Below are 22,031 nucleotides of genomic sequence, written 5' to 3'. Positions count from 1 at the left end.
GAAACCTCAGCACCAACGGCACTAGCGGTGCCAGGATCCGCGTCCCTACATCGCAGATCCTACACAGCTTTCCCGGCTCAATCAGTGAGCTTCGTCCCAATTTGCGCCAATTCCTGCCTCAACCAGCAGCGGCACGTCCAGCTGCGCCGCCTGGCTCATGTGCTGGCGAATTTCATCTTTCACCTGCTGAACCAGGTCCTCACGCACCTCTAGCACCAGTTCGTCGTGTACCTGCAGGATCACCCGGGCATCCAACCCGCTCTCGCTCAGCCAGTTATCCACATTGACCATGGCGCGCTTGATGATGTCCGCCGCAGTACCCTGCATCGGCGCGTTGATGGCCGTGCGCTCGGCACCTTTACGCAGGGCCGGGTTCTTGGCGTTGATGTCTGGCAGGTACAGGCGGCGACCGAACAGGGTTTCGACAAAGCCTTGCTCGGCGGCCTGGGCGCGGGTGCGCTCCATGTAGGCCAACACGCCTGGGTAGCGGGCGAAGTAACGGTCGATGTAGTCCTGCGACTGCTTGCGGTCGACGCCGATCTGCTTCGCCAGGCCAAACGCGCTCATGCCATAGATCAGGCCGAAGTTGATGGCTTTGGCTTTACGACGCTGGTCGGTAGTGACATCTTCCAGCGCCACGCCGAACACTTCGGCAGCCGTGGCGCGGTGTACGTCAAGGTCGTTGCGGAAGGCGTGCAGCAAGCCTTCGTCCTTGGCCAGGTGGGCCATGATGCGCAGTTCGATCTGCGAGTAGTCCGCCGCCAGCAGCTTGTAGCCGGGGCTTGCAACAAACGCCTGGCGGATACGCCGGCCTTCGGCAGTGCGGATCGGAATGTTCTGCAGGTTAGGGTCGCTCGACGACAGCCGGCCGGTAGCCGCCACCGCCTGCTGGTAGGAGGTGTGGATACGCCCAGTGCGCGGGTTGATTTGCCCCGGCAGTTTATCGGTGTAGGTGCTTTTCAGCTTGCTCAAACTGCGGTACTGCATCAGCACTTCAGGCAGCGGGTAGCCCTGCTCGGCCAACTCGTCGAGTACCGCTTCGGCAGTGGAGGGCTGGCCCTTGGCGGTCTTGCTCAGTACTGGCATGCCCAGCTTGTCATAAAGGATTGCGCCAAGCTGCTTGGGCGAGCCGAGGTTGAACTCCTCACCCGCCAGTTGGTAAGCGCGCTGTTCCAGCTCGGCCATCTTCACGCCCAGCTCACCGCTTTGCACCCGCAGCAGTGCAGCATCGACCAGTGCGCCCTGGCGCTCAATCTTGGCCAGCACCGGCACCAGCGGCATCTCGATGTCCATCAGCACCGGCTGCAAGCTTGGTGTCTGCGTCAGACGGGCCTGCAGCGCGTGATGCAGGCGCAGAGTGATATCAGCGTCTTCAGCGGCGTACGGGCCGGCCTTGTCCAGGTTGATCTGGTTGAAGGTCAGTTGCTTGGCACCCTTGCCGGCGATGTCCTCGAAGGCGATGGTGCTGTGGTCGAGGTACTTCTGCGCCAGGCTGTCCATGTCGTGACGGGTCGCAGTGGAGTTGAGCACATACGACTCGAGCATGGTGTCGTAGGCCACGCCGCGCATCTCGATCGCTGGCGAATTGTTGGCGAGGATATTGATATCGTACTTGGCGTTCTGCCCGACCTTGGCCTTGCCCGGGTCTTCCAGCAGCGGCTTCAACGCCAGCAGCACAGCGTCGCGGTCCAGCTGCGCCGGCGCGCCTTCGTAATCGTGGGCCAGCGGCACATAGGCGGCCTCATGCGGTTCGACCGCGAACGACAGGCCAACCAATTGTGCCTGCTGGGCGTCCAGACCGGTGGTCTCGGTATCGAAGGCGAACAGCGGCGCCTGGCGCAGCTTCTCCAGCCAAACGTCGAAACGAGCCTGGTCGAGGATGGTTTCGTATTTTGGCTCGACCTTGGCCGCCGGCTCTGCAGCCGGCGCAATGTCATCACCGGCCCTGGCTGCATCGCGCTGCACCTCGGCGACCCAGCTCTTGAACTCCATCTCGGTGTACAGCGCCAGCAACGCATCGCGGTCGGGCTCACCGCACACCAGCGCCTCGACCTCGACATCAAGCGGCACGTCACACTTGATGGTGGCCAGTTCATAGGAAAGGAACGCCGAGTCACGGTGCTCTTCCAGCTTGGCCGGCAGGGTCTTGGCGCCGCGAATGGTTAATGTCGGGACCTTGTCCAGGTTGGCGTAGAGGTCGCTGAGGCCGCCACCGATACCCGTCAGCAGCCCCACAGCAGTTTTTTCGCCCACACCCGGCACACCGGGAATGTTATCGACCTTGTCACCCATCAAGGCGAGGAAGTCGATGATATGTTCAGGCCCGACGCCAAATTTCTCGTGCACGCCAGCCACGTCCAGCACGCTACCCGTCATGGTGTTGACCAAGGTAATGTGGCCGTCCACCAGTTGGGCCATGTCCTTGTCACCGGTCGAGATGATCACCGGGCGGCCCAGGGCGGCGCTGCTGCGTGCCAGGGTACCGATCACGTCATCGGCCTCGACCCCTTCGACGCACAGCAGCGGGTAGCCAAGTGCCTTGACACTGGCATGCAGCGGCTCGACCTGTACCCGCAGGTCGTCGGGCATGCTGGGACGGTTGGCCTTGTATTCGGCGAACATGGCATCACGGAAGGTACCGCCCTTGGCGTCGAATACCACCGCGAACAGGCTGTCGGGGTATTGCTTGCGCAGGCTCTTGAGCATGTTCAGCACACCTTTCACCGCACCGGTCGGCATGCCCTTGGACGTGGTGAGCGGCGGCAGGGCGTGGAAGGCGCGGTACAGGTAGGAGGAACCGTCCACCAGGACGAGGGGCGCTTGGCTCATGAGCAGAATCAACCTTTTCGACGGGTCCGGCGCTAGAATAGCCAGAATCATTGACGACAAAGGGACTAGGTTATCATGCGTACACTCAATCGCCTGTTACTGCTCGGCCTGTTGGCAACCACGCCTGTCGTCACCCTGGCGGCGGACGACGCCCCCTCGGCCGATCCCGAGGTGACCATTCGCACGGAAGGCGACAAAACCATCCAGGAATACCGGCAGAACGGTTTCCTGTATGCGATCAAGATCACACCGAAAAACGGCAAGCCTTATTTCCTGGTACGCGCCGATGGCACCGATGCCAATTTCATTCGATCCGACCAGCCGGACATGCTGATACCGTCCTGGAAGATCTTCGAGTGGTAATCTGACGCGCGCACCGTTCACATCAACCCGGCACTTCCCGGCGGAAGTGCCCGTATGGGCAATTTTTCATCATGTCAGTCTTCACCCCCGTGACCCGGCCTGAGCTGGAAACCTTTCTGGCGCCGTACGAGCTGGGCCGTCTGCTCGACTTCCAGGGCATTGCCGCCGGTACCGAGAACAGCAATTTCTTCGTCAGCCTCGAACAGGGGGAGTTCGTCCTGACGTTGATCGAGCGTGGGCCGAGCGAGGACATGCCGTTCTTCATCGAACTGCTCGACACCCTGCACGCGGCCGACATGCCGGTGCCGTATGCCATTCGTGACCGCGACGGCAACGGCCTGCGCGAGCTGTGCGGCAAGCCTGCATTGCTGCAACCACGCCTGTCGGGCAAGCACATCAAGGCCCCCAACGCCCAGCACTGCGCCCAGGTCGGCGAGCTGCTGGCGCACATCCACCTGGCGACCCGCGAACACATCATCGAGCGCCGCACCGACCGCGGCCTGGACTGGATGCTGGCCTCGGGTGCCGAGTTGCTGCCACGCCTGACTGCCGAACAAGCCGCGCTACTGCAGCCAGCGCTGGACGAAATCGGCGCACACAAGGCACAGATCCTGGCATTGCCACGGGCCAACCTGCATGCCGACCTGTTCCGCGACAACGTGATGTTCGAAGGCACCCACCTGACCGGCGTGATCGACTTCTACAACGCTTGCTCCGGGCCCATGCTGTATGACATCGCCATCACCGTGAACGACTGGTGCCTGGATGAGCATGGCGCAATCGATATGCCGCGCGCCCAGGCGCTGCTGGCAGCCTATGCGGCGCTGCGGCCTTTCACTGCCGCCGAGGCCGAGCTGTGGCCGGAAATGTTGCGCGTAGGCTGCGTGCGCTTCTGGCTGTCGCGCCTGATTGCGGCGGAATCTTTTGCCGGAATGGATGTAATGATCCATGACCCGAGCGAGTTCGAAGTGCGTCTGGCGCAGCGCCAGCAGGTGGCTTTGCACCTGCCGTTCGCTCTGTAGAGGGCGTCTGCTTCCTCGCGGGTGAACCCGCTCCCGCAGGGATAGCGACAGCCTTAGGCCTGTGCAGAACCTGTGGGCACGGATTCACCCGCGAAGGGGCCGGTACAGGCTTACAACTGTTCCAGGCAGCCTGCCAGATCACCGCCCAGCTTTTCCAGCAAGCGCTCGTAGCCCTTGGCATCCACAGGGTCGGTACCGCCCAAGGCATCCAACTCCGCCAGGCGCACCGGTAAGCCGGCAGTCAGGGTTTCGGCCAAACGCGGCCGCAGTGGGGGCTCGCTGAACACGCAGGTCTTGCCTACTTCCTGCAAGCGTTTGCGCATGGCGGCCACATGCTGCGCCCCCGGCTGCACCTCGGTCGCCACGCTGAACACGCCGGTGTGCTTCAGGCCATATTCTGCCTCGAAGTAATCGAAGGCCTCGTGGAACACGAAGTACGGCTTGTCGGCAATGCCGGCCACCCGCGCCTTGATCCGCCCATCAAGTGCATTCAGGCGTTCATTGAAGGCGTTCAGGTTGCTCTGGTAGCGGGTAGCATTAGCCGGATCTACCTGGGCCAGGTCAGCCGCCATTTTTGCCGCGATCACCCGCGCATTGACCGACGATAGCCACAGGTGCGCATCCAGGCTGCCTGGGCGATGGTCGTGGTCATGATCGTCGTGGTCCGCTTCCTCATGGGAATGACTGTCCTCGCCAAAATGGCGCAGCTTCATGCCAGGCAGCGACTGCACAGCTACGGTAGCCTTGCTCCGGCTACCCAATACGCGGGACAGGAAGTTCTCCATGTCCGGGCCGATCCAGTACAGCAAGTCGGCATCACCTACCCGCCGTACGTCGGACGGGCGAAGCGCGTAGTGGTGCGGCGAAGCACCGGGCGGCAGCAATACATCAGGGCTGCCGACACCCTCCTGAACGGCAGCGGCAATCTGCTGCAGCGGCTTGATACTGGTCAGCACGCGCACATCGGCTTGGGCCGAGCATGCGATGAATACGACAAAAAGGGCTAGAAGTCGGGACACGGTGAATACTCGAGTCGTGAGAAACAGGTAACATAATAACGTCTCCATCCAGAACCGTCGCTGCCCATGTCCATCACGCCGCTGGCCAACCGCCCTCACGATCACTCCCATTGCGTCCATAGCGCACTGGCTGAAGCCGACGCCTTGTGCACGCGGCAGGGCCTGCGCCTGACCGCGCTGCGCCGCCGTGTGCTGGAGCTGGTTTGGCAAAGCCACAAGCCGCTGGGTGCCTACGACATCCTCGCCGTGCTCAGCGAGCAGGATGGCCGCCGCGCTGCCCCGCCTACGGTGTACCGCGCGCTCGACTTCCTGCTGGAAAACGGCCTGGTCCACCGCATCGCCTCGCTCAACGCCTTCATCGGCTGCAGCCACCCGGAGCATGTGCATCAGGGCCAGTTTTTGATCTGCCGTGAATGCCATGTGGCCATCGAACTGGAACAGAGCAGCATCAGCGAGGCCATCATCACCAGCGCCAAGGGCGTAGGCTTCACGGTAGAGACCCAGACCGTGGAAGTGGTGGGGCTGTGCGGCAACTGCCGGAGTGCGGCATGAGCAACGCACTGATCCGCCTGGAGCAGGTCGGCGTCACCTTTGCCGGCGAGGCGGTGCTCGACAGCATCGACCTGTCGGTAGCTCCGGGCCAGATCGTCACCCTGATCGGCCCCAACGGCGCGGGCAAGACTACCTTGGTACGTGCCGTGCTCGGTCTGCTCAAGCCGCACCGCGGCAAGGTATGGCGCAAGCCGAAGCTGCGCATTGGCTACATGCCGCAGAAGATTCAGGTCGATGCCACGCTGCCGCTGTCGGTGCTGCGCTTTCTGCGCCTGGTGCCCGGGGTAGACCGCGCGGCAGCCCTGTCGGCGCTGCAGGAAGTGGGTGCCGAGCAGGTCATCGACAGCCCGATCCAGACCATTTCCGGTGGCGAAATGCAGCGCGTGCTGCTGGCCCGCGCGCTGCTGCGCGAGCCCCAGCTGCTGGTGCTCGACGAGCCGGTACAAGGCGTGGACGTGGTTGGCCAGACCGAGCTGTACAACCTCATCACCCGCCTGCGCGATCGCCACGGCTGCGGCGTATTGATGGTGTCGCACGACCTGCACCTGGTGATGAGCGCCACCGACCAGGTGGTGTGCCTGAACCGCCACGTGTGCTGCTCGGGCCACCCGGAGCAAGTCAGCAACGACCCGGCCTTCGTCGAACTGTTCGGCCAGAACGCCCCTAGCCTGGCCGTTTACCACCACCACCACGACCACAGCCACGACCTGCACGGCTCGGTCGTGGCGCCTGGCAACCATGTCCACGGAGAGCACTGCAAGCATGGCTGATTTTCTTCTTTACGCCTTGCTTGCGGGCCTTTCCCTGGCAGTCGTTGCGGGCCCGCTTGGCTCTTTCGTGGTGTGGCGGCGCATGGCGTATTTCGGCGACACCCTGTCCCACGCCGCGCTGCTTGGCGTGGCAATGGGTTTCGTGCTGGACGTAAGCCCGGCCTTGGCGGTAACCGTCGGCTGCCTGTTGCTGGCGATCCTGCTGGTGACCTTGCAGCAACGCCAGCCATTGGCCTCGGACACTTTGCTCGGCATCCTGGCCCCCAGCACCTTGTCACTGGGCCTGGTGGTGCTGAGCTTCATGCACGATGTGCGCATCGACTTGATGGCCTACCTGTTCGGCGATCTGCTGGCCATAAGCCCCACCGACCTGGCCTGGATCCTCGGCGGCAGTGCGCTGGTGCTGTTGCTGCTTGCCGCGCTGTGGCGGCCGCTGCTGGCGGTTACCGTGCACGAAGAACTGGCCATGGTCGAAGGCCTGCCGGTGGCCGGCCTGCGCATGGCGCTGATGCTGCTGATTGCCGTGGTAATAGCCGTGGCCATGAAGATCGTCGGCGTGTTGCTGATCACCTCGCTGCTGATCATCCCCGCTGCTGCGGCGCAGCGTCACGCCCGCTCGCCCGAACAGATGGCGCTGGGCGCCAGCCTGCTGGGCATCGCCGCCGTCTGTGGCGGTTTGGCCATGTCCTGGTTCAAGGACACCCCAGCAGGGCCGTCGATCGTGGTCTGTGCAGCAGTGCTATTCTTGCTGAGCCTGGCGTTGCCAAAGCGCTGAACACAGGGCGTGCGCAGGCACGCCTTGCAACCTTTTGCCAGGTAAAGGGTCTGTAAGACCTGTTTTCGAGCGTGCGCACCTGGGTGTAGACTTGCTCGCTTTTTGCGCAAATAGAGAGTCGCAGGAATGAAGCCGTTCGCCTCCCGTTATCTGCTTGTTGCCGCGTTTTCCCTGTTCCTGGCTGCCTGCTCCAGCGCGCCGGTAGAGCAGGCCACCGCACCTGCCCAAGCCGATGCCTGGCAGCAGTTGCAACAGAACATTGCCAGCAACGAGCTGGCCACCGCCGAAGACCAGTTGACGACCCTGCAGGCCCAGGCGCCCGATGACGCGCGTCTGGAGCAATATCAGCGACAACTGGCCGAGGCTTACCTGCAACGTAGCCAGATCGTCCTGCAAAAGGGCGATGTGAATGCGGCGGCAACTGCCCTGGCCCGTGCCCGTGCGCTCATGCCACAGGCCCCGGCGGTGACCGGTGGCGACGCTGTAACCCAAGCGCGCAAGGCCGAGCTGGAGAAGGCGGAGGCGGCGCTGAAGGCAGCCGAGGCCAAGCCCAAGGCACGCATCATCGACCCAACTGCGCCCAGCACCGTGGTGGCCTTGAAGACCACCGACAGCCGCGCCATGCGTCGCCAGCTGGACGAGATTGCCGCCGATGTAGTGAGTTACCAATGCGAGGTGGTGTTCCAGGTGCCGCGCACCGAGGATGCGCCTTGGCTGAAGACGTTGCTGGAGAAGCGCGTGCGCAAGATCGACAGCGGGTTCGATTTGAAGCAAAAGCATGAAATCCAGCGCTCGCTGCCGGCGCAGGTGGTTCTGGTCCCACATCAGCAGTAAACCTTTACAGCCCTATCGCCGGCAGCCAGCCCCCACAGGTACAGTCTGACGGGCAGTGATGTACCTGTGAGAGCTGGCTTGCCGGTGACGGTATGCAAAGCGTGCCTTAGGCCGGTACCGCCTCCGCAGCCGCCTCCCGTTCCCACACCCTATGCCCCTCGACCGCTTTCACAAAGGCATCAACGGTCTTCTGCTCATCCCCCACCAGTAATCCCTTGTCTTCCTTGAGCCCCAGCGCTTTGACCAAGGCCTTGGTCAACACCAACGCCTTCAGATGCTTGTACCCCTCCAGCAGGAAGTGCTTGGCCAATCCGCTGGCCGCCAAGGCGTTCGTTGCAGCATCGCCCCCGGGCACGACAATGCCATCGAACATGATCGACGGCATCCCCTCCATCGACGCATCCACCGGCAACTGCTTGCCATCCGCCGCCTTCACCGGCGCCGAGGTAGGCCCCAGCAGCATTGGCCGCGCACTGTGCGCCTCCAGCGCCTTCACCAGCCGGTCGACACTTGCTGAATCCACACCATCGGCTATCAACACGGCGATCTTGCGCCCCTTGATGCCTACTGAGCCGGGGTGATTCATCTGGCTTAACGCCTTGGACTGCGCCAGCTTGCTGCCTTTCACCTTGACCGTACCTTGCTTGGGCGCCGGTAGCCCAAGGTTCGCCGCCACAGCCGCCGCCAGCTTCAGATCGATATTGGCGAGGATCTCGTTAACTTGCCGCGCACGGATGTTTTCCCGCTCCACCTTGCCCAGTTCGAAGCTATAGGCCTTGATGATGTGCTGCTGCTCGGTCGGGCTCATGCTCTGGAAGAACAACCGTGCCTGCGAGAAGTGGTCGCCAAACGACTCGCTGCGCTGGCGGATCTTGTGCGCGTCGATACGCTCCTGATAACTCTCGAAACCGCCGTCCTGTGCCGCAGGCGGTGTTTCCTTCGGCCAGCCACCATCAATCGAGTTGGGCTCGTACGAGGCCCGGCCCTTGTCGATGGTCATGCGGTGCATGGCATCGCGCTGGCCACTGTGGTTCGGTGCCACCGGCCGGTTGATCGGGATTTCATGGAAGTTCGGCCCGCCCAACCGGCTGATCTGCGTATCGGTGTATGAGAACAGCCGGCCCTGCAGCAGGGGGTCGTTGGTGAAGTCGATACCCGGCACGATATGCCCCGGGCAAAACGCAACCTGCTCGGTTTCAGCAAAGAAGTTGTCAGGGTTGCGGTTAAGCACCATCTTGCCCAGCAGCGTCACCGGTACCAGCTCTTCGGGGATGATCTTGGTCGGGTCGAGCAGGTCGAAGTCGAACTTGTGTTCATCGGCCTCGGGCACGATCTGCACCCCCAGTTCCCATTCCGGGTAGTCACCGGTCTCGATTGCTTCCCACAAGTCGCGGCGGTGGTAGTCGGTGTCCTTGCCTGCCAGCTTTTGCGCTTCGTCCCACAATACCGAATGAACGCCTTGGCGCGGTTTCCAGTGGAACTTGACGAAGGTGGCCACACCCTCGGCGTTGATCAAGCGGAAAGTATGTACGCCAAAACCTTCCATCATTCGCAAGCTGCGCGGGATGGCCCGGTCGGACATGGCCCAGATCACCATGTGCGCCGACTCCGGCACCAGCGAAACGAAGTCCCAGAACGTGTCATGGGCCGAGCCGCCAGTAGGCATTTCGTTATGCGGTTCAGGCTTCACTGCATGCACAAAGTCCGGGAACTTAATGGCATCCTGGATGAAGAACACCGGCATGTTGTTGCCAACCAGGTCGAAATTACCCTCATCGGTATAGAACTTGACGGCAAAGCCGCGTACATCGCGTACCGTGTCCCCCGAACCACGTGGCCCCTGCACCGTCGAAAAGCGCACGAAAACCGGAGTGATTTTCTCAGGGTCCTGCAGGAAACCGGCCTTGGTCAGCTCGGCATGGCAGCCGTAGCTCTGGAAATAACCGTGCGCACCGGTGCCGCGGGCATGCACGATACGCTCAGGGATGCGCTCATGGTCAAAATGGGTGATCTTCTCGCGCATGATGAAGTCTTCAAGCAGCGAAGGCCCACGCGCACCAGCTTTGAGGCTGTTCTGGTTATCGGCAATCTTCACCCCCTGGTTGGTGCGCAACGCCTGGCCGGTGGCATCGCTGCGAAAACCCTCCAGGCTCTGCAGCTTGGCATTGGTGTTGGCCCGGTCGGGGGTCTGGGTTCCGGCGGCCTCGCTGTGCTTGGGCGCGTCCGTTTTCTTGCTGGGCATGGGTCGGCTCTCCTCATCAGTCTTCAGGCGTGCCCGTTGGGGCTTGTTCAAGTAGTGACTAGAGGGCTTTGGCGAGCGTTCAATCAGGATTACCGGTTGTCGCGATATGCCCGAAGGATTGGTGCATTACGAAATAAATGCTAAGAACAGCTATGGGAAAAGGCTAAAATGCGCGACCCCAGCTAACCGCTGACCCCAATTCCATGCGCCCCACAAGGTTCGCTACGTGATCGAGTTCCAACAGGTACATAAAACCTACCGCGTTGCCGGTAGGGAAATCCCCGCACTGAATCCGACCAGCCTGACCATCGAAGATGGCCAGGTGTTCGGCCTGATCGGCCATTCCGGCGCAGGCAAAAGCACCATGCTGCGCCTGATCAACCGTCTGGAAGAGCCTTCCGGCGGCAAGATCATCGTCGACGGCGAAGACGTCACCGCGTTCAACGCCAACCAGCTGCGCGGCTTCCGCCAGCAGGTCGGCATGATCTTCCAGCACTTCAACCTGCTGGCCTCCAAGACCGTCGCCGACAACGTCGCCCTGCCGCTGACCCTGGCAGGCGAGCTGTCGCGCAGCGAAATCGACAAGCGCGTCACCGAACTGCTGGCTCGCGTCGGCCTGTCGGACCACGCCAAAAAGTACCCGGCGCAGCTGTCCGGTGGCCAGAAGCAGCGTGTCGGCATCGCCCGCGCCTTGTCCACCAACCCGAAGATCCTGCTGTGCGACGAGGCCACCAGCGCCCTCGACCCGCAAACCACGGCCTCGGTCCTGCAACTGCTGGCCGAGATCAACCGTGAGCTGAAGCTGACCATCGTGCTGATCACCCACGAAATGGACGTGATCCGCCGGGTCTGCGACCGCGTGGCGGTAATGGACGCCGGCCAGATCGTCGAACAAGGCTCGGTGGCTGACGTGTTCCTGCACCCGCAGCACGCCACCACCAAGCGCTTCGTCCAGGAAGACGAGCAAGTCGACGAAGGCGAGCAGCGCGACGATTTCGCCCACGTGCCAGGCCGCATCGTGCGCCTGACCTTCCAGGGTGACGCCACCTATGCACCGCTGCTGGGCACCGTAGCCCGTGAAACAGGTGTGGACTACAGCATCCTCGCCGGGCGCATCGACCGCATCAAGGATATCCCCTATGGCCAGCTCACCCTCGCCCTGATCGGCGGTGACATGGAAGCGGCATTCGCCCGCTTCAAGGCAGCTGACGTACATATGGAGGTACTGCGTTGATGGACGCCCTGAATTTCTTTGCCAATGTCGACTGGGCCGAAATCTGGCTGGCCACCATCGACACCATGATCATGCTGTTCGGCTCGTTGTTCTTTACCGTGCTGCTGGGCCTGCCGCTGGGCGTGCTGCTGTTCCTCTGCGGGCCAAAACAGATGTTCGAACAGAAGGGCGTGTACGCGCTGCTGTCGCTGGTGGTCAACATCCTGCGCTCGCTGCCGTTCATCATCCTGCTGATCGTGATGATCCCGATCACCGTACTGATCACCGGTACCTCGCTGGGCGTTGCCGGCGCCATCCCGCCGCTGGTAGTGGGCGCCACGCCGTTCTTCGCACGGCTGGTGGAAACCGCCCTGCGTGAAGTGGATCGCGGCATCATCGAAGCCACCCAATCGATGGGCGCTACCACCCGCCAGATCATCACCAGCGCGCTGCTGCCAGAGGCCCGCCCGGGCATCTTCGCGGCCATTACCGTGACCGCCATCACCCTGGTTTCGTACACCGCCATGGCCGGTGTGGTCGGCGCTGGCGGCCTGGGCGACCTGGCCATCCGCTTCGGTTACCAGCGTTTCCAGACCGACGTGATGGTGGTGACCGTGGTACTGCTGCTGGTACTGGTTCAAGTACTGCAAAGCGTTGGCGACAAACTGGTCGTGCATTTTTCCCGTAAGTAACCCCAATGGGGTCGGCCCGGCCGACCCGTTCGGGGGCCGTCGCGGCCCTCACAAGGAGTGATCAATGAAGAAGCTGCTTGCTGTTGTCGCCGCTGTCGCGGCCTTTTCGGCCAATGCCGCCGAAACCCTGACCGTCGCTGCCACCCCGGTACCGCACGCTGAAATCCTCAACTTCGTCAAACCTGCACTGGCGAAAGAGGGCGTTGAGCTGAAGGTCAAGGAGTTCACCGACTACATCCAGCCAAACGTGCAAGTTGCGGAAAAGCGCCTGGACGCCAACTTCTTCCAACACCAGCCGTACCTGGATGAGTTCAACAAGGCCAAGGGCACCAACCTGGTGAGCGTGGCCGGCGTGCATATCGAACCGCTGGGCGTGTACTCGACCAAGATCAAGAAGCTGGACGAGCTGTCCTCCGGCGCCACCGTGGTCATCCCCAACGATGCTACCAACGGCGGCCGCGCCCTGCTGCTGCTGGACAAGGCCGGCGTGATCAAGCTGAAGGACAACAAGAACATCCTGTCGACCGTGAAGGATGTGGTGGAGAACCCGAAGAACGTCAAGTTCCGTGAGCTGGAAGCCGCCACCATCCCGCGCGTGCTGACCCAGGTCGATGCCGCCCTGATCAACACCAACTACGCGCTGGAAGCCAAGCTGAACCCTGAGAAAGACGCTCTGGCTATCGAAGGCAGCGACTCGCCTTACGTGAACATCCTGGTTGCCCGCCCGGACAACAAGGACTCCGATGCGATGAAAAAACTCGCAGCCGCGCTGCACTCGCCTGAAGTGAAGCAGTTCATCACCGAGAAATACAAAGGCGCTGTGGTCCCGGCGTTCTAAGGCGTCACATCGCGCTGGATTCTTCGCGGGGCAAGCCCGCTCCCACAAGGTAAGGCGTACGCCGACCCATGTGGGAGCGGCCTTGTGTCGCGATAGGCCTGCGCAGCAGGCCCAGCATTCTCAATCCCGCTTCACAAGCCCGGGCAACTGCGCCACCAGCTTCTGGTTGTTGAACGGCGCCCGAATGAACCCGCGCTGACGCCCATCCGGCCCGACAATCGCCAGGTTGCCGCTGTGATCCACGGTATACCCCGGCTTGCTGGTATCCGCCGGAATGAACGGGATGCTCAAGGCATTGGCCAGCTTCTGGGTGTCCTCGATCGACCCCGCCACCCCGACAAAGTCCTTGTCGAAATAGCCCAGGTACTGCTTCAGCTGATTCGGCGTATCGCGGTTCGGGTCCACGCTCACCAATACCACCTGCAACCGGTCGACGGCTTCCTTGGGTAGCTCGCTCTTCACCTGGCGCAACTGGGCCAAGGTGGTCGGGCAGATGTCCGGGCAGTAGGTGTAGCCAAAGAACAGCAGCGACCATTTGCCCTTCAGATCATCCAGCTGCACCGGCTGGCCGTTCTGGTCAGTCATGGTCACGTCGGCCACGGTGCGGCTCTGCGGCAACAGGATAATGCCGGCGTCGATCAGTTCGGTGGGGTTGGGCTGGTCGCGGCCATTGAGCACCTTGTTGACGGTCAGGCCCAGGATCAACGCGACCAAGGCAACGAGAATGAAGACGGTTTTCTGGGTTCGGGTCATAGGTTCAGCAACAGGTAGTGGTCGAGGAGCAACGCGATGAACAGCGCGAACAAGTAGGCGATAGAGTACTTGAAGGTGCCAATCGCCGCGTGCGGCCGGCTGCCACGGTACAACACCCAGGCCCATTGCAGGAAGCGCAGCCCCAAGGCCAAGGCACAGGTGAGGTACAGCGGGCCGCTCATGTGAATGGCATAAGGCAAAAGGCTCACCGCCAGCAAGATCAGGGTGTAGAGCAGGATATGCAGCTTGGTGTAGCGCTCGCCGTGGGTCACCGGCAGCATCGGGATATCGGCCTTGGCGTACTCCTCCTTGCGGTGGATGGCCAGTGCCCAGAAGTGCGGTGGAGTCCAGGCGAAGATGATCAGCACCAGCAACAAAGGCTCGGCGCTGACGTGGCCGCTTACCGCAACCCAGCCGAGCAAGGGCGGGGCAGCGCCAGCCAAGCCCCCGATAACGATGTTTTGCGGCGTGGCACGCTTGAGAAAGCCTGTGTAGAGCACGGCATAACCAAGCAGCGAAGCCAAAGTCAGCCAGGCGGTGAGCGTGTTGGTGAACACCAACAGCAGGGCCATGCCCAATAGCGCAAGGGCTAGGGCGAACAGCAGCGCCGGCAGCGGCTCGACCCGGCGCTGGGCAAGCGGCCGCTTGCGAGTACGCGCCATCAGCGCGTCGATGCGCCGGTCCACCACATGGTTGACCACCGCCGCACCACCGGCACACAGGCCAATGCCCAGGTTGCCGAACAGCAGCACACTCCAACCCACCCCCGCGCGGGTGGCGAGGAACATGCCCGCCAGCGAGGTGATCAACATCAGCACCACCACCTTGGGCTTGGTCATTTCCAGGTAATCGCGCCAGGTGGCCCGCCGTGCGCTCAGAAGCGTCGCCACGAATCGTTCCTCATGTGATGGGAGATGCCTACGCCGGTCACCGGCCGCAGGCGCCAGCCGTGGCCGACACCTACGCGCACCTTGTCGACCACCCGAATGCGGTAGTTCACCAGCACCATGCTCAGCAGCAACAGTGCGCCGCCAGCGTTGTGCGCCACGGCCACCGCCAACGGCAGATGCAGCAGCACGTTGCTGATCCCCAGGCCCACCTGCACGGCCAGCGCCAGCAACACCAGCCGCGCCAGGTTGGCAAGGCCACAGCGATGCAGCTTCCAGCTGAGCATCAGCAGCACGCAGGTCACCAACAGCGCTCCCAGGCGATGGCTGATATGAATGGCCGTGCGCGCATCACTGTCCAGTTGCCCGCCCAGGTAGTTGGGGCCGACGTGCTGGGTCAGGTGGAAGCCGTTGCTGAAGTCCGCCGCCGGCCACCACTGGCCATGGCAGGTCGGCAGGTCGATACAGGCAACCGCCGCGTAGTTGGCACTGACCCAGCCGCCCAAGGCAATCTGCCCGATGACTACCAGCAGGGCCAGCGCAGCGATCCGGCGCAGGCTCAAAGGTAATTTGGGCAATGGCGCAAAAGCGCGGGACAGACGCAGGGATAACAGGAATAGCAAGCTCAGCGTGGTGAAACCACCCAGCAAGTGCGCGGTGACCACCTGTGGCCATAGCTTCAGGGTGACCGTCCACATGCCAAAAGCCGCCTGGGCCAACACTACCCCCAGCAACAGCACTGGCAGGCGATACGGCTGGCCATCGCGGGCATGTCGGCGTATCGCCTGAAAGGCGAGCAGGGCGATTACCACGCCCAGGGTACCGGCGAAGTAGCGATGAACCATCTCGGCCCAACCCTTGGCAGCTTCCACAGGGTGCTCAGGGAAGTGCAGCTCGGCATGAGCCAGCTGCGCTTCGCTCTTGGGCACGCTGATGAAGCCGTAGCAACCCGGCCAGTCAGGGCAGCCGAGGCCGGCGTGGGTCAGCCGGGTATAGGCACCGAGCAGGACAACCAGCAGTGCCAGCAGGGTGGCGAACACAGCAAGGCGAAATCCGGGTCTGGCCATGGCAGGCTCCTAGCCGATGTTGGACAGCTTGAGCAGGTGGCGCAGGTCATCCAGCACATGCTTGCCATTGACCTTGTCGCCGTAGCGCAGTACCAGGTTGCCGTGCGGGTCGACAATCCATAACTGCGGGGCAGCCTCGCCGACCTGCTTCAGGTAGCGCTGCGCATCCAGCGGGTAGCGTTGCAATTGCGGGTACTCGCGGCCGAGCAGGGCCTGATAATCGGTGCTCAGCGGCTGGGCGCTAGCCAGCGCATGGCTGGCACGGCTGGCATCGCGCCCCAGGCCGACCTGGATCTGCCGGGCCAGATAAACCAAGCGCTGGCAATCTTCGGCACAGGCCTGCGGCGCGCTGACCAGCAACTGCCAGCGCTCGTCCTGGCCAGCCACGCCAAGATCGGCACGGCTTTGCCCGTTGCCGATCATGGCGCCGTGGTAGCTGCGGCCTTCCGGCACCCAGAACTTGAGCTTGTACATGCTCGTGGCCAGGATCATTGGCCCAAGCACCACCAGCAGGATCAACAATAGCTGCAAACGCCCGCGGGCTCTGGGTTTGCTACGTTCAGGCACGTCCAGTGGAGTGGCGGTGGCCATGGCGTTTCTCCTTGTTGTGGTGCCAGCCGAAATAGAGGTAGAGCAGGACCAAAGCAGTAGCCAGGGCAAACCATTGCACGGCATAGCCCACGTGTTTTTCCGGGCCCATGGCCACGATCGGCCAGTCCAGGCGATAGGTAGCCGGGCCGGGTTCCAGGCGTAGTTCGTGGGCGAAACCTTCCCGATCCAGCTGCGGCCAAAGCTGAGCGGCGTCGACGGCGGTCAGCAGGTGGGGCCACTGACCGCCAACCGGGTCCGGGTGCAGCTGGAAGGTGTTACCGGGTGCGACGTACACCGCAGCGTCCAGTGCCAAGGCCTGGGCAGGCGTGTCGAAGTGCACAGGCACGCGGCGATCTGGCCAGGGTAGCCAACCGCGATTGACCAGCACCCACAAGCCGCTGGCCTGGTCATGGAAGGGTTGCAGCAGCTCTACGCCGGCCTGGCCATCGCGCATGCGGTTGTCCAGCAGCAGGCTGTGATCGGCGTCGAAGCGGCCGTACAGGTGCACGCGGCGGAAGGTGTTGTCCTGGCTGCCGGTCAGCTGGGCAATGGCTAATGGCGCTTCGATACGCCGCTCGGCATAGCTGGCCAGCAGCGCACGCTTTTCCTCGGCGCGACCCAGTTGCCAGCAGCCAAGCGCGATCAACCCCGGCAGCAGCGCAAGCACCACCAGAGTCGGCACCCAGCCTGGGCGAAACGGCCTCATCGGCGGCTCGCTATACTTATCCACATCACCGCATCCCCCCGGAGAAGCGCCATGCTCAAGGCCGCGATTGTCCTGATGCTGTTGGCCACGATTGCCAGCCTGCTCAGTGGCCTGGTGTTCCTGGTCAAGGACGACGAAAACTCGACCCGCCTGCTGAAAGCGCTGACAGTGCGAGTGACCCTGGCGGCCCTGACCATCGGCCTGGTCGCCTGGGGTTTCATGAGTGGTCAGCTGGTTTCACATGCTCCCTTCTGAATCTGCATGGGCCTTAAAGCACATACACAAAGATGAACAACCCCACCCACACCACATCGACGAAATGCCAGTACCAACTGGCCGCCTCGAAGCCGAAATGTTTCGCTGGGTTGAAGTGCCCCCGCATGATCCGCACGAACATCACGATCAGGATGATGGTGCCCAAGGTCACGTGCGCACCGTGGAAGCCGGTGAGCATGAAGAACGTCGCCCCGTAAATGCCCGAACCCAGCGTCAGCCCCAGCTTGGTATAGGCTTCGTGATACTCGAAGGCTTGCAGCGCGATGAAGCTGATGCCCAACAGGATGGTCAGCGCCATCCAGAGTTTCAGCGGCCCACGGTGGTCACGGCGTAAGGCGTGATGGGCGAGGGTGATGGTCACGCTGGAGCTGACCAGCAGGATGGTGTTGATCAGCGGCAGGTGCCACGGGTCGATCACTTCCTTGGGCGGCGGGAACAGTTTCGGGTCTGGCGTATGCAGCAGCGGCCAGGTGAACTCGAAACTCGGCCACAGCATGTGCGCCACGCCCTTGGCACCTTCCCCCCCCAGCCATGGCCCTGCCAGCACACGCACGTAGAACAGCGCGCCGAAGAAGGCCAGGAAGAACATCACCTCGGAAAAGATGAACCAGCTCATGCCCCAGCGGAGCGAGCGGTCCAGCTGCGGGCTGTACAGCCCTGCACGGCTTTCCTTGACCACCGCCCCGAACCAGCCGAACAACATATAGGCCAGGAACAACGCACCAACAAAGAAGATCAGTGGCCCATGCGAGTCCGGGTGGCCGGCCTTCATGTCGTTGAACCAGGTGCCCAGGCCAAACACCGTGATGAACATGCCGAGGGTGGCGATGATCGGCCATTTGCTCTGCGCCGGGACGTAATAGTGCTCATGACTTGCCATTGCTGTTCTCCTTCCCTTAACGGGCGCCCTGGACGTCCTGGGTCGCAACATGCGCGACCGGCGGGTGGCGAGCGGTGATGTCGAACAAGGTGTAGGCCAGTGTCAGGTGCTTAACGCTGGCCGGCAGGTCGCGGTCAACGATGAAGCGCACCGGCATCTCGATGCGTTCGCCGGGCTGCAGCACCTGCTGGGTAAAGCAGAAGCACTCGGTCTTGTGGAAGTACGCCGCGGCCTCGGCCGGGGTAATGCTGGGTATTGCCTGCGCACTCATCGGCCGGTCGGTCGGGTTGTGGGCAATGAAGATCATCTGGTTCACCGCCCCGGGGTTGACCTCCAGCTGGTCGGCAGTGGAGTAGAAGTCCCAGACCATGTCGCTGGCATTGGTCGACATGAACTGCACCCGCACAGCACGCGTCGGGTCACTGACCTGGCTACCTTCGTATTGGCCGCCGGTCTTGCCGTTGATACCGAACGCTTTGCACATCACGTCATAGATCGGCACCAGGGCGAAACCGAAGGCGAACATCACCACCGTCAGCATCAACAGGCGCGTTACCAGGCGCTTCAGCGAAAGGCCTTTCATGGCAGGGTTCCTATTTCACTTCCGGTGGAGTCTGGAAGGTGTGGTAGGGCGCCGGTGAAGGAATCGACCATTCCAGGCCCTCGGCGCCATCCCAGGGTTTGGCCGGTGCCGGCGCGCCACCACGGATGCACTTGATGACAATGAACAGGAAGAAGATCTGAGTGGCGCCAAACATGAACGCGCCGATCGACGACACCATGTTGAAATCGGCGAACTGCAGGTTGTAGTCGGGGATACGCCGCGGCATGCCCGCCAGGCCAACGAAGTGCATGGGGAAGAAGGCCATGTTCATGCCAATGAACGACAGCCAGAAATGCAGCTTGCCGAGGGTTTCGTCGTACATGTGGCCGGTCCACTTGGGCAGCCAGTAGTAGGCCGAAGCGAAGATGCCGAAGATGGCCCCAGGCACCAGCACGTAATGGAAATGCGCCACCACGAAGTAGGTGTCGTGGTACTGGAAGTCCGCCGGGGCAATCGCCAGCATCAACCCGCTGAAGCCGCCGATGGTGAACAGGATGACGAAGGCAATGGCGAACAGCATCGGCGTTTCGAAGGTGAGCGAACCTTCCCACATGGTGCTGACCCAGTTGAACACCTTCACCCCGGTGGGCACGGCAATCAGCATGGTGGCGTACATGAAGAACAGCTCGCCGACTACAGGGATGCCGACCACGAACATATGGTGAGCCCACACGATGAACGACAGGAAGGCGATGGCGCCGGTGGCGTACACCATCGAGGTGTAGCCGAACAGCGGCTTGCGCGAGAATGCCGGGATGATCGAGCTGACCGCGCCGAAAGCCGGCAGGATCATGATGTACACCTCGGGGTGGCCGAAGAACCAGAACACGTGCTGGAACAGCACCGGGTCACCGCCACCGGCCGCGCTGAAGAAACTGGTGCCGAAGTGAATATCCATCAGCATCATGGTCACCACGCCCGCCAGCACCGGCATCACGGCAATCAGCAGGAATGCCGTGATCAGCCAGGTCCAGACGAACAACGGCATCTTCATCAGGGTCATGCCAGGCGCACGCAGGTTGAGGATGGTGGCGATCACGTTGATCGCGCCCATGATCGAGCTGATGCCCATCAGGTGGATGGCGAAGATGAAGAAGGTGACGCTGGCAGGTGCATAGGTGGTGGACAGCGGGGCGTAGAAGGTCCAGCCGAAGTTCGGCCCGCCGCCCGGGCTGAACAGGGTCGAGACCAGCAGCAGGAAGGCCGCCGGCAGCAGCCAGAAGCTGAAGTTGTTCATCCGCGGCAGCGCCATATCGGGCGCGCCGATCATTAACGGGATCATCCAGTTGGCCAGGCCGACGAAGGCCGGCATCACCGCCCCGAACACCATGATCAAACCATGCATGGTGGTCATCTGGTTGAAAAACGCCGGCTCCACGATCTGCAAGCCAGGCTGGAACAGCTCGGCCCGGATCACCATGGCGAACGAGCCACCCAGCAGGAACATGATGAAACTGAACCACAGGTACATCGTGCCGATGTCTTTATGGTTGGTGGTCAACACCCAGCGCATCAAGCCCTTGGCCGGGCCGTGCGCATGGTCGTGGCCGTGGGCGTGGTCGTCGATCACTGCACTCATGTCCTGTCTCCTGCAATCCGTTGATTGCCGCGAGTAACCCGGTTCACTTGGCTTCTGCCTGCTTCAGCGCCAGCACGTCCTTGGGCGTGACCATGTCGCCTTTGTTGTTGCCCCAGGCATTGCGCTCGTAGGTGACCACAGCAGCGATATCGACTTCCGACAGCTGCTTGCCAAAAGCGGCCATGGCCGTGCCGGGTTTGCCATGGAAGACAATGCCCAGATGGCCTTCCTTCGGCCCGGTGGCAATCTTCGAGCCCTTGAGCGCCGGGAACATCGGCGGCAGGCCTTGGCCTTCGGCCTGGTGACAGGCTACGCAGGTGGTGTGGTAGACCTTGTCGCCGCGCTCCACCAGCTCTTCCAGGGTCCATTCCTTGCTGGTCAGTTCCTTGAGCTTGGCGGCTTCAGCCTTGCGCTCGCCCAGCCAGGTGTCGTAGTCGGCCTTGGACTTGACCTCGACCACCACCGGCATGAAGCCGTGGTCCTTGCCGCACAGCTCGGTACACTGGCCGCGGTAGATGCCGGGTTTTTCGATACGGGTCCAGGCTTCGTTGACGAAACCGGGGATGGCGTCGCGCTTTACCGCGAAGGCCGGCACCCACCAGGAATGAATCACGTCGGCAGCAGTCACCAGGAAGCGCACCTTGGCGCCCACCGGCAGCACCAGCGGCTGGTCGACCTCAAGCAGGTAGTGCTCGTCCTTGGGCGCTTGGTTGTGGATCTGCTCGGCGGGGGTGGCCAGGTTGCTGAAGAACTCCACGTCCTGGCCCAAGTACTTGTAATGCCACTTCCACTGGTAGCCGGTGACCTGGATGTCGATGTCCGACTCACTGGCGTCGTAGATGTCGATCAGGGTCTTGGTGGCCGGGATGGCCATGGCCACCAGGATCAGGAACGGGATCACGGTCCAGAGAATTTCCACCCAGGTGTGCTCGTGGAAGTGCGCGGCCTGTTGGCCGGTGGAGCGACGGTGGATGACCATCGACCAGAACATCGCGCCAAACACCACGATGCCGATGATCACGCAGATCCAGAAGATGATCATGTGCAGGTCGAAGACGGCGTTGGAGACTTCCGTCGCCCCCGGGTGCATGTTCACGGTCCAGGCAGCGTTGGCCTGACCAAAAACCGACCACAACAGGAGGCCCATCCAGACATGTGGATGTCGCATCATTGCGGGTTCCCCTTCTCGTTCTTGTTGTCCCGGAGGCGTGGCCTGCGGCAAGAGGGAACGGCGGTCAAGACTGCCTGGCTTCGACGACCGAGCCCCTGCTAAAAGCAGCTGGGCCTCATCAACGAATCACGTTCAACGGGAGTATAGACAGCGACCAATGGCACGCAATGAAGCCTGTGAAATGAACTTCATGAAAAGAGGAAATAGCCCGAAAACCGCGTGCTTGATAGGGTATGGCCAAATAATGGCAATCCGATATGCCTGATTGCGCACACGTTTGCGTGATTTATAACAAATACGTCTTAGGTATTCTGTATACCGAGCTAATTTAGTGTCTTCCGTTTGAAACGTAATGTCCCTGGAGTTGT

22 protein-coding genes are annotated in these 22,031 nt (G+C 62.2%); 10 read left to right on the top strand and 12 right to left on the bottom strand.

The annotated features are described in order from the left end of the window. Positions 1-81: 81 nt before the first annotated feature. Positions 82-2,829 (bottom strand): DNA polymerase I, encoded by a 2,748-nt coding sequence (gene polA / locus DMX11_RS05470; RefSeq protein ID WP_110743559.1) that lies wholly within the window; start codon positions 2,827-2,829, stop codon positions 82-84. A 75-nt stretch (positions 2,830-2,904) separates the two neighbouring features. Here polA and DMX11_RS05465 point away from each other — a divergent pair, with 75 nt between their 5' ends. Further along, positions 2,905-3,192: a DUF2782 domain-containing protein gene (locus DMX11_RS05465; RefSeq protein WP_003252997.1), complete on the top strand. Its 288-nt coding sequence runs from the start codon at positions 2,905-2,907 to the stop codon at positions 3,190-3,192. Positions 3,193-3,263: 71 nt separating this feature from the next. Continuing rightward, a complete protein-coding gene (locus tag DMX11_RS05460; RefSeq protein ID WP_110743558.1) occupies positions 3,264-4,214 on the top strand; it encodes a homoserine kinase in 951 nt (316 codons plus the stop codon). A gap of 110 nt (positions 4,215-4,324) precedes the next feature. On the opposite strand, the gene DMX11_RS05455 is transcribed toward DMX11_RS05460, so the two are convergent. After that, a complete protein-coding gene (locus DMX11_RS05455; protein WP_110743557.1) occupies positions 4,325-5,281 on the bottom strand; it encodes a zinc ABC transporter substrate-binding protein in 957 nt (318 codons plus the stop codon). An 18-nt stretch (positions 5,282-5,299) separates the two neighbouring features. Between DMX11_RS05455 and zur the strand changes: the two genes are divergently transcribed. The 4 genes from zur (at position 5,300) to DMX11_RS05435 (ending at position 8,164) form a co-directional block, all read left to right on the top strand. Beyond that, the gene (zur, locus tag DMX11_RS05450; protein ID WP_110743556.1) at positions 5,300-5,785 is read left to right on the top strand and encodes a zinc uptake transcriptional repressor Zur; all 486 of its coding nucleotides are present in this window, start codon (positions 5,300-5,302) and stop codon (positions 5,783-5,785) included. Then, a complete protein-coding gene (gene znuC / locus DMX11_RS05445; RefSeq protein ID WP_110743555.1) occupies positions 5,782-6,555 on the top strand; it encodes a zinc ABC transporter ATP-binding protein ZnuC in 774 nt (257 codons plus the stop codon). The genes zur and znuC overlap by 4 nt, the downstream gene beginning before the upstream one ends. Continuing rightward, positions 6,548-7,330: a zinc ABC transporter permease subunit ZnuB gene (gene znuB / locus DMX11_RS05440; protein WP_110743554.1), complete on the top strand. Its 783-nt coding sequence runs from the start codon at positions 6,548-6,550 to the stop codon at positions 7,328-7,330. Before znuC ends, znuB begins: the two co-directional genes overlap by 8 nt. A 126-nt stretch (positions 7,331-7,456) precedes the next feature. Further along, complete coding sequence (locus DMX11_RS05435; protein WP_110743553.1) at positions 7,457-8,164, top strand: PA5502 family lipoprotein; 708 nt, start codon at positions 7,457-7,459, stop codon at positions 8,162-8,164. Between the two features lie 106 nt (positions 8,165-8,270). On the opposite strand, the gene katE is transcribed toward DMX11_RS05435, so the two are convergent. Then, the gene (katE, locus tag DMX11_RS05430; RefSeq protein WP_256590505.1) at positions 8,271-10,457 is read right to left on the bottom strand and encodes a catalase HPII; all 2,187 of its coding nucleotides are present in this window, start codon (positions 10,455-10,457) and stop codon (positions 8,271-8,273) included. 175 nt (positions 10,458-10,632) lie between these two features. Between katE and DMX11_RS05425 the strand changes: the two genes are divergently transcribed. The 3 genes from DMX11_RS05425 to DMX11_RS05415 all read left to right on the top strand — a co-directional run bounded on the left by DMX11_RS05425 (position 10,633) and on the right by DMX11_RS05415 (position 13,149). After that, positions 10,633-11,640 (top strand): methionine ABC transporter ATP-binding protein, encoded by a 1,008-nt coding sequence (locus DMX11_RS05425; RefSeq protein WP_110743551.1) that lies wholly within the window; start codon positions 10,633-10,635, stop codon positions 11,638-11,640. Further along, complete coding sequence (locus DMX11_RS05420; protein WP_056793728.1) at positions 11,640-12,311, top strand: methionine ABC transporter permease; 672 nt, start codon at positions 11,640-11,642, stop codon at positions 12,309-12,311. The genes DMX11_RS05425 and DMX11_RS05420 overlap by 1 nt, the downstream gene beginning before the upstream one ends. Before the next feature lie 64 nt (positions 12,312-12,375). Then, positions 12,376-13,149: a MetQ/NlpA family ABC transporter substrate-binding protein gene (locus tag DMX11_RS05415; RefSeq protein ID WP_110743550.1), complete on the top strand. Its 774-nt coding sequence runs from the start codon at positions 12,376-12,378 to the stop codon at positions 13,147-13,149. A 120-nt stretch (positions 13,150-13,269) separates the two neighbouring features. Here the strand turns inward: DMX11_RS05415 and DMX11_RS05410 are convergent, their stop codons facing one another. The 5 genes from DMX11_RS05410 to DMX11_RS05390 are packed head-to-tail and all read right to left on the bottom strand — an operon-like array spanning position 13,270 to position 17,153. Continuing rightward, positions 13,270-13,902 carry an SCO family protein gene (locus DMX11_RS05410; protein WP_110743549.1) on the bottom strand — a complete coding sequence of 211 codons (633 nt, stop codon included), beginning with the start codon at positions 13,900-13,902 and terminating at the stop codon, positions 13,270-13,272. After that, complete coding sequence (gene cyoE / locus DMX11_RS05405; RefSeq protein WP_110743548.1) at positions 13,899-14,792, bottom strand: heme o synthase; 894 nt, start codon at positions 14,790-14,792, stop codon at positions 13,899-13,901. The genes DMX11_RS05410 and cyoE overlap by 4 nt, the downstream gene beginning before the upstream one ends. After that, on the bottom strand, positions 14,777-15,856 hold the full coding sequence (locus DMX11_RS05400) for a heme A synthase (protein WP_110743547.1): 1,080 nt from the start codon (positions 15,854-15,856) through the stop codon (positions 14,777-14,779). The genes cyoE and DMX11_RS05400 overlap by 16 nt, the downstream gene beginning before the upstream one ends. A 9-nt stretch (positions 15,857-15,865) precedes the next feature. Beyond that, complete coding sequence (locus DMX11_RS05395; RefSeq protein WP_110743546.1) at positions 15,866-16,447, bottom strand: hypothetical protein; 582 nt, start codon at positions 16,445-16,447, stop codon at positions 15,866-15,868. Continuing rightward, positions 16,416-17,153 carry an SURF1 family protein gene (locus DMX11_RS05390; protein ID WP_110743545.1) on the bottom strand — a complete coding sequence of 246 codons (738 nt, stop codon included), beginning with the start codon at positions 17,151-17,153 and terminating at the stop codon, positions 16,416-16,418. Before DMX11_RS05390 ends, DMX11_RS05395 begins: the two co-directional genes overlap by 32 nt. 51 nt (positions 17,154-17,204) lie before the next feature. Here DMX11_RS05390 and DMX11_RS05385 point away from each other — a divergent pair, with 51 nt between their 5' ends. After that, complete coding sequence (locus tag DMX11_RS05385) at positions 17,205-17,408, top strand: twin transmembrane helix small protein (protein ID WP_110743544.1); 204 nt, start codon at positions 17,205-17,207, stop codon at positions 17,406-17,408. Positions 17,409-17,421: 13 nt separating this feature from the next. Here the strand turns inward: DMX11_RS05385 and DMX11_RS05380 are convergent, their stop codons facing one another. The 4 genes from DMX11_RS05380 to coxB are packed head-to-tail and all read right to left on the bottom strand — an operon-like array spanning position 17,422 to position 21,663. Beyond that, positions 17,422-18,309: a cytochrome c oxidase subunit 3 gene (locus DMX11_RS05380; protein WP_110743543.1), complete on the bottom strand. Its 888-nt coding sequence runs from the start codon at positions 18,307-18,309 to the stop codon at positions 17,422-17,424. A 16-nt stretch (positions 18,310-18,325) separates the two neighbouring features. Beyond that, positions 18,326-18,892: a cytochrome c oxidase assembly protein gene (locus tag DMX11_RS05375; RefSeq protein ID WP_110743542.1), complete on the bottom strand. Its 567-nt coding sequence runs from the start codon at positions 18,890-18,892 to the stop codon at positions 18,326-18,328. A 10-nt stretch (positions 18,893-18,902) separates the two neighbouring features. Further along, positions 18,903-20,492 (bottom strand): cytochrome c oxidase subunit I, encoded by a 1,590-nt coding sequence (gene ctaD, locus DMX11_RS05370; protein ID WP_003253037.1) that lies wholly within the window; start codon positions 20,490-20,492, stop codon positions 18,903-18,905. A gap of 43 nt (positions 20,493-20,535) precedes the next feature. After that, the gene (gene coxB, locus DMX11_RS05365; RefSeq protein ID WP_110743541.1) at positions 20,536-21,663 is read right to left on the bottom strand and encodes a cytochrome c oxidase subunit II; all 1,128 of its coding nucleotides are present in this window, start codon (positions 21,661-21,663) and stop codon (positions 20,536-20,538) included. Between the last annotated feature and the right edge of the window lie 368 nt (positions 21,664-22,031).

It is taken from the genome of Pseudomonas sp. LB-090624 (genome assembly GCF_003205205.1).
Classification (GTDB): domain Bacteria; phylum Pseudomonadota; class Gammaproteobacteria; order Pseudomonadales; family Pseudomonadaceae; genus Aquipseudomonas.
Note: the sequence above shows the minus strand (reverse complement) of the source record. Positions and strands in the feature narration are given on the sequence as shown.

Excerpts from the sequence above, each read along its gene's own strand:
- polA (WP_110743559.1), bottom strand. The coding sequence starts at position 2,829 with ATGAGCCAAGCGCCCCTCGTCCTGGTGGACGGTTCCTCCTACCTGTAC.
- DMX11_RS05465 (WP_003252997.1), top strand. The coding sequence starts at position 2,905 with ATGCGTACACTCAATCGCCTGTTACTGCTCGGCCTGTTGGCAACCACG.
- DMX11_RS05460 (WP_110743558.1), top strand. The coding sequence starts at position 3,264 with ATGTCAGTCTTCACCCCCGTGACCCGGCCTGAGCTGGAAACCTTTCTG.
- DMX11_RS05455 (WP_110743557.1), bottom strand. The coding sequence starts at position 5,281 with ATGGAGACGTTATTATGTTACCTGTTTCTCACGACTCGAGTATTCACC.
- zur (WP_110743556.1), top strand. The coding sequence starts at position 5,300 with ATGTCCATCACGCCGCTGGCCAACCGCCCTCACGATCACTCCCATTGC.
- znuC (WP_110743555.1), top strand. The coding sequence starts at position 5,782 with ATGAGCAACGCACTGATCCGCCTGGAGCAGGTCGGCGTCACCTTTGCC.
- znuB (WP_110743554.1), top strand. The coding sequence starts at position 6,548 with ATGGCTGATTTTCTTCTTTACGCCTTGCTTGCGGGCCTTTCCCTGGCA.
- DMX11_RS05435 (WP_110743553.1), top strand. The coding sequence starts at position 7,457 with ATGAAGCCGTTCGCCTCCCGTTATCTGCTTGTTGCCGCGTTTTCCCTG.
- DMX11_RS05420 (WP_056793728.1), top strand. The coding sequence starts at position 11,640 with ATGGACGCCCTGAATTTCTTTGCCAATGTCGACTGGGCCGAAATCTGG.
- DMX11_RS05415 (WP_110743550.1), top strand. The coding sequence starts at position 12,376 with ATGAAGAAGCTGCTTGCTGTTGTCGCCGCTGTCGCGGCCTTTTCGGCC.
- DMX11_RS05410 (WP_110743549.1), bottom strand. The coding sequence starts at position 13,902 with ATGACCCGAACCCAGAAAACCGTCTTCATTCTCGTTGCCTTGGTCGCG.
- DMX11_RS05400 (WP_110743547.1), bottom strand. The coding sequence starts at position 15,856 with ATGGCCAGACCCGGATTTCGCCTTGCTGTGTTCGCCACCCTGCTGGCA.
- DMX11_RS05395 (WP_110743546.1), bottom strand. The coding sequence starts at position 16,447 with ATGGCCACCGCCACTCCACTGGACGTGCCTGAACGTAGCAAACCCAGA.
- DMX11_RS05390 (WP_110743545.1), bottom strand. The coding sequence starts at position 17,153 with ATGAGGCCGTTTCGCCCAGGCTGGGTGCCGACTCTGGTGGTGCTTGCG.
- DMX11_RS05385 (WP_110743544.1), top strand. The coding sequence starts at position 17,205 with ATGCTCAAGGCCGCGATTGTCCTGATGCTGTTGGCCACGATTGCCAGC.
- DMX11_RS05380 (WP_110743543.1), bottom strand. The coding sequence starts at position 18,309 with ATGGCAAGTCATGAGCACTATTACGTCCCGGCGCAGAGCAAATGGCCG.
- DMX11_RS05375 (WP_110743542.1), bottom strand. The coding sequence starts at position 18,892 with ATGAAAGGCCTTTCGCTGAAGCGCCTGGTAACGCGCCTGTTGATGCTG.
- ctaD (WP_003253037.1), bottom strand. The coding sequence starts at position 20,492 with ATGAGTGCAGTGATCGACGACCACGCCCACGGCCACGACCATGCGCAC.
- coxB (WP_110743541.1), bottom strand. The coding sequence starts at position 21,663 with ATGATGCGACATCCACATGTCTGGATGGGCCTCCTGTTGTGGTCGGTT.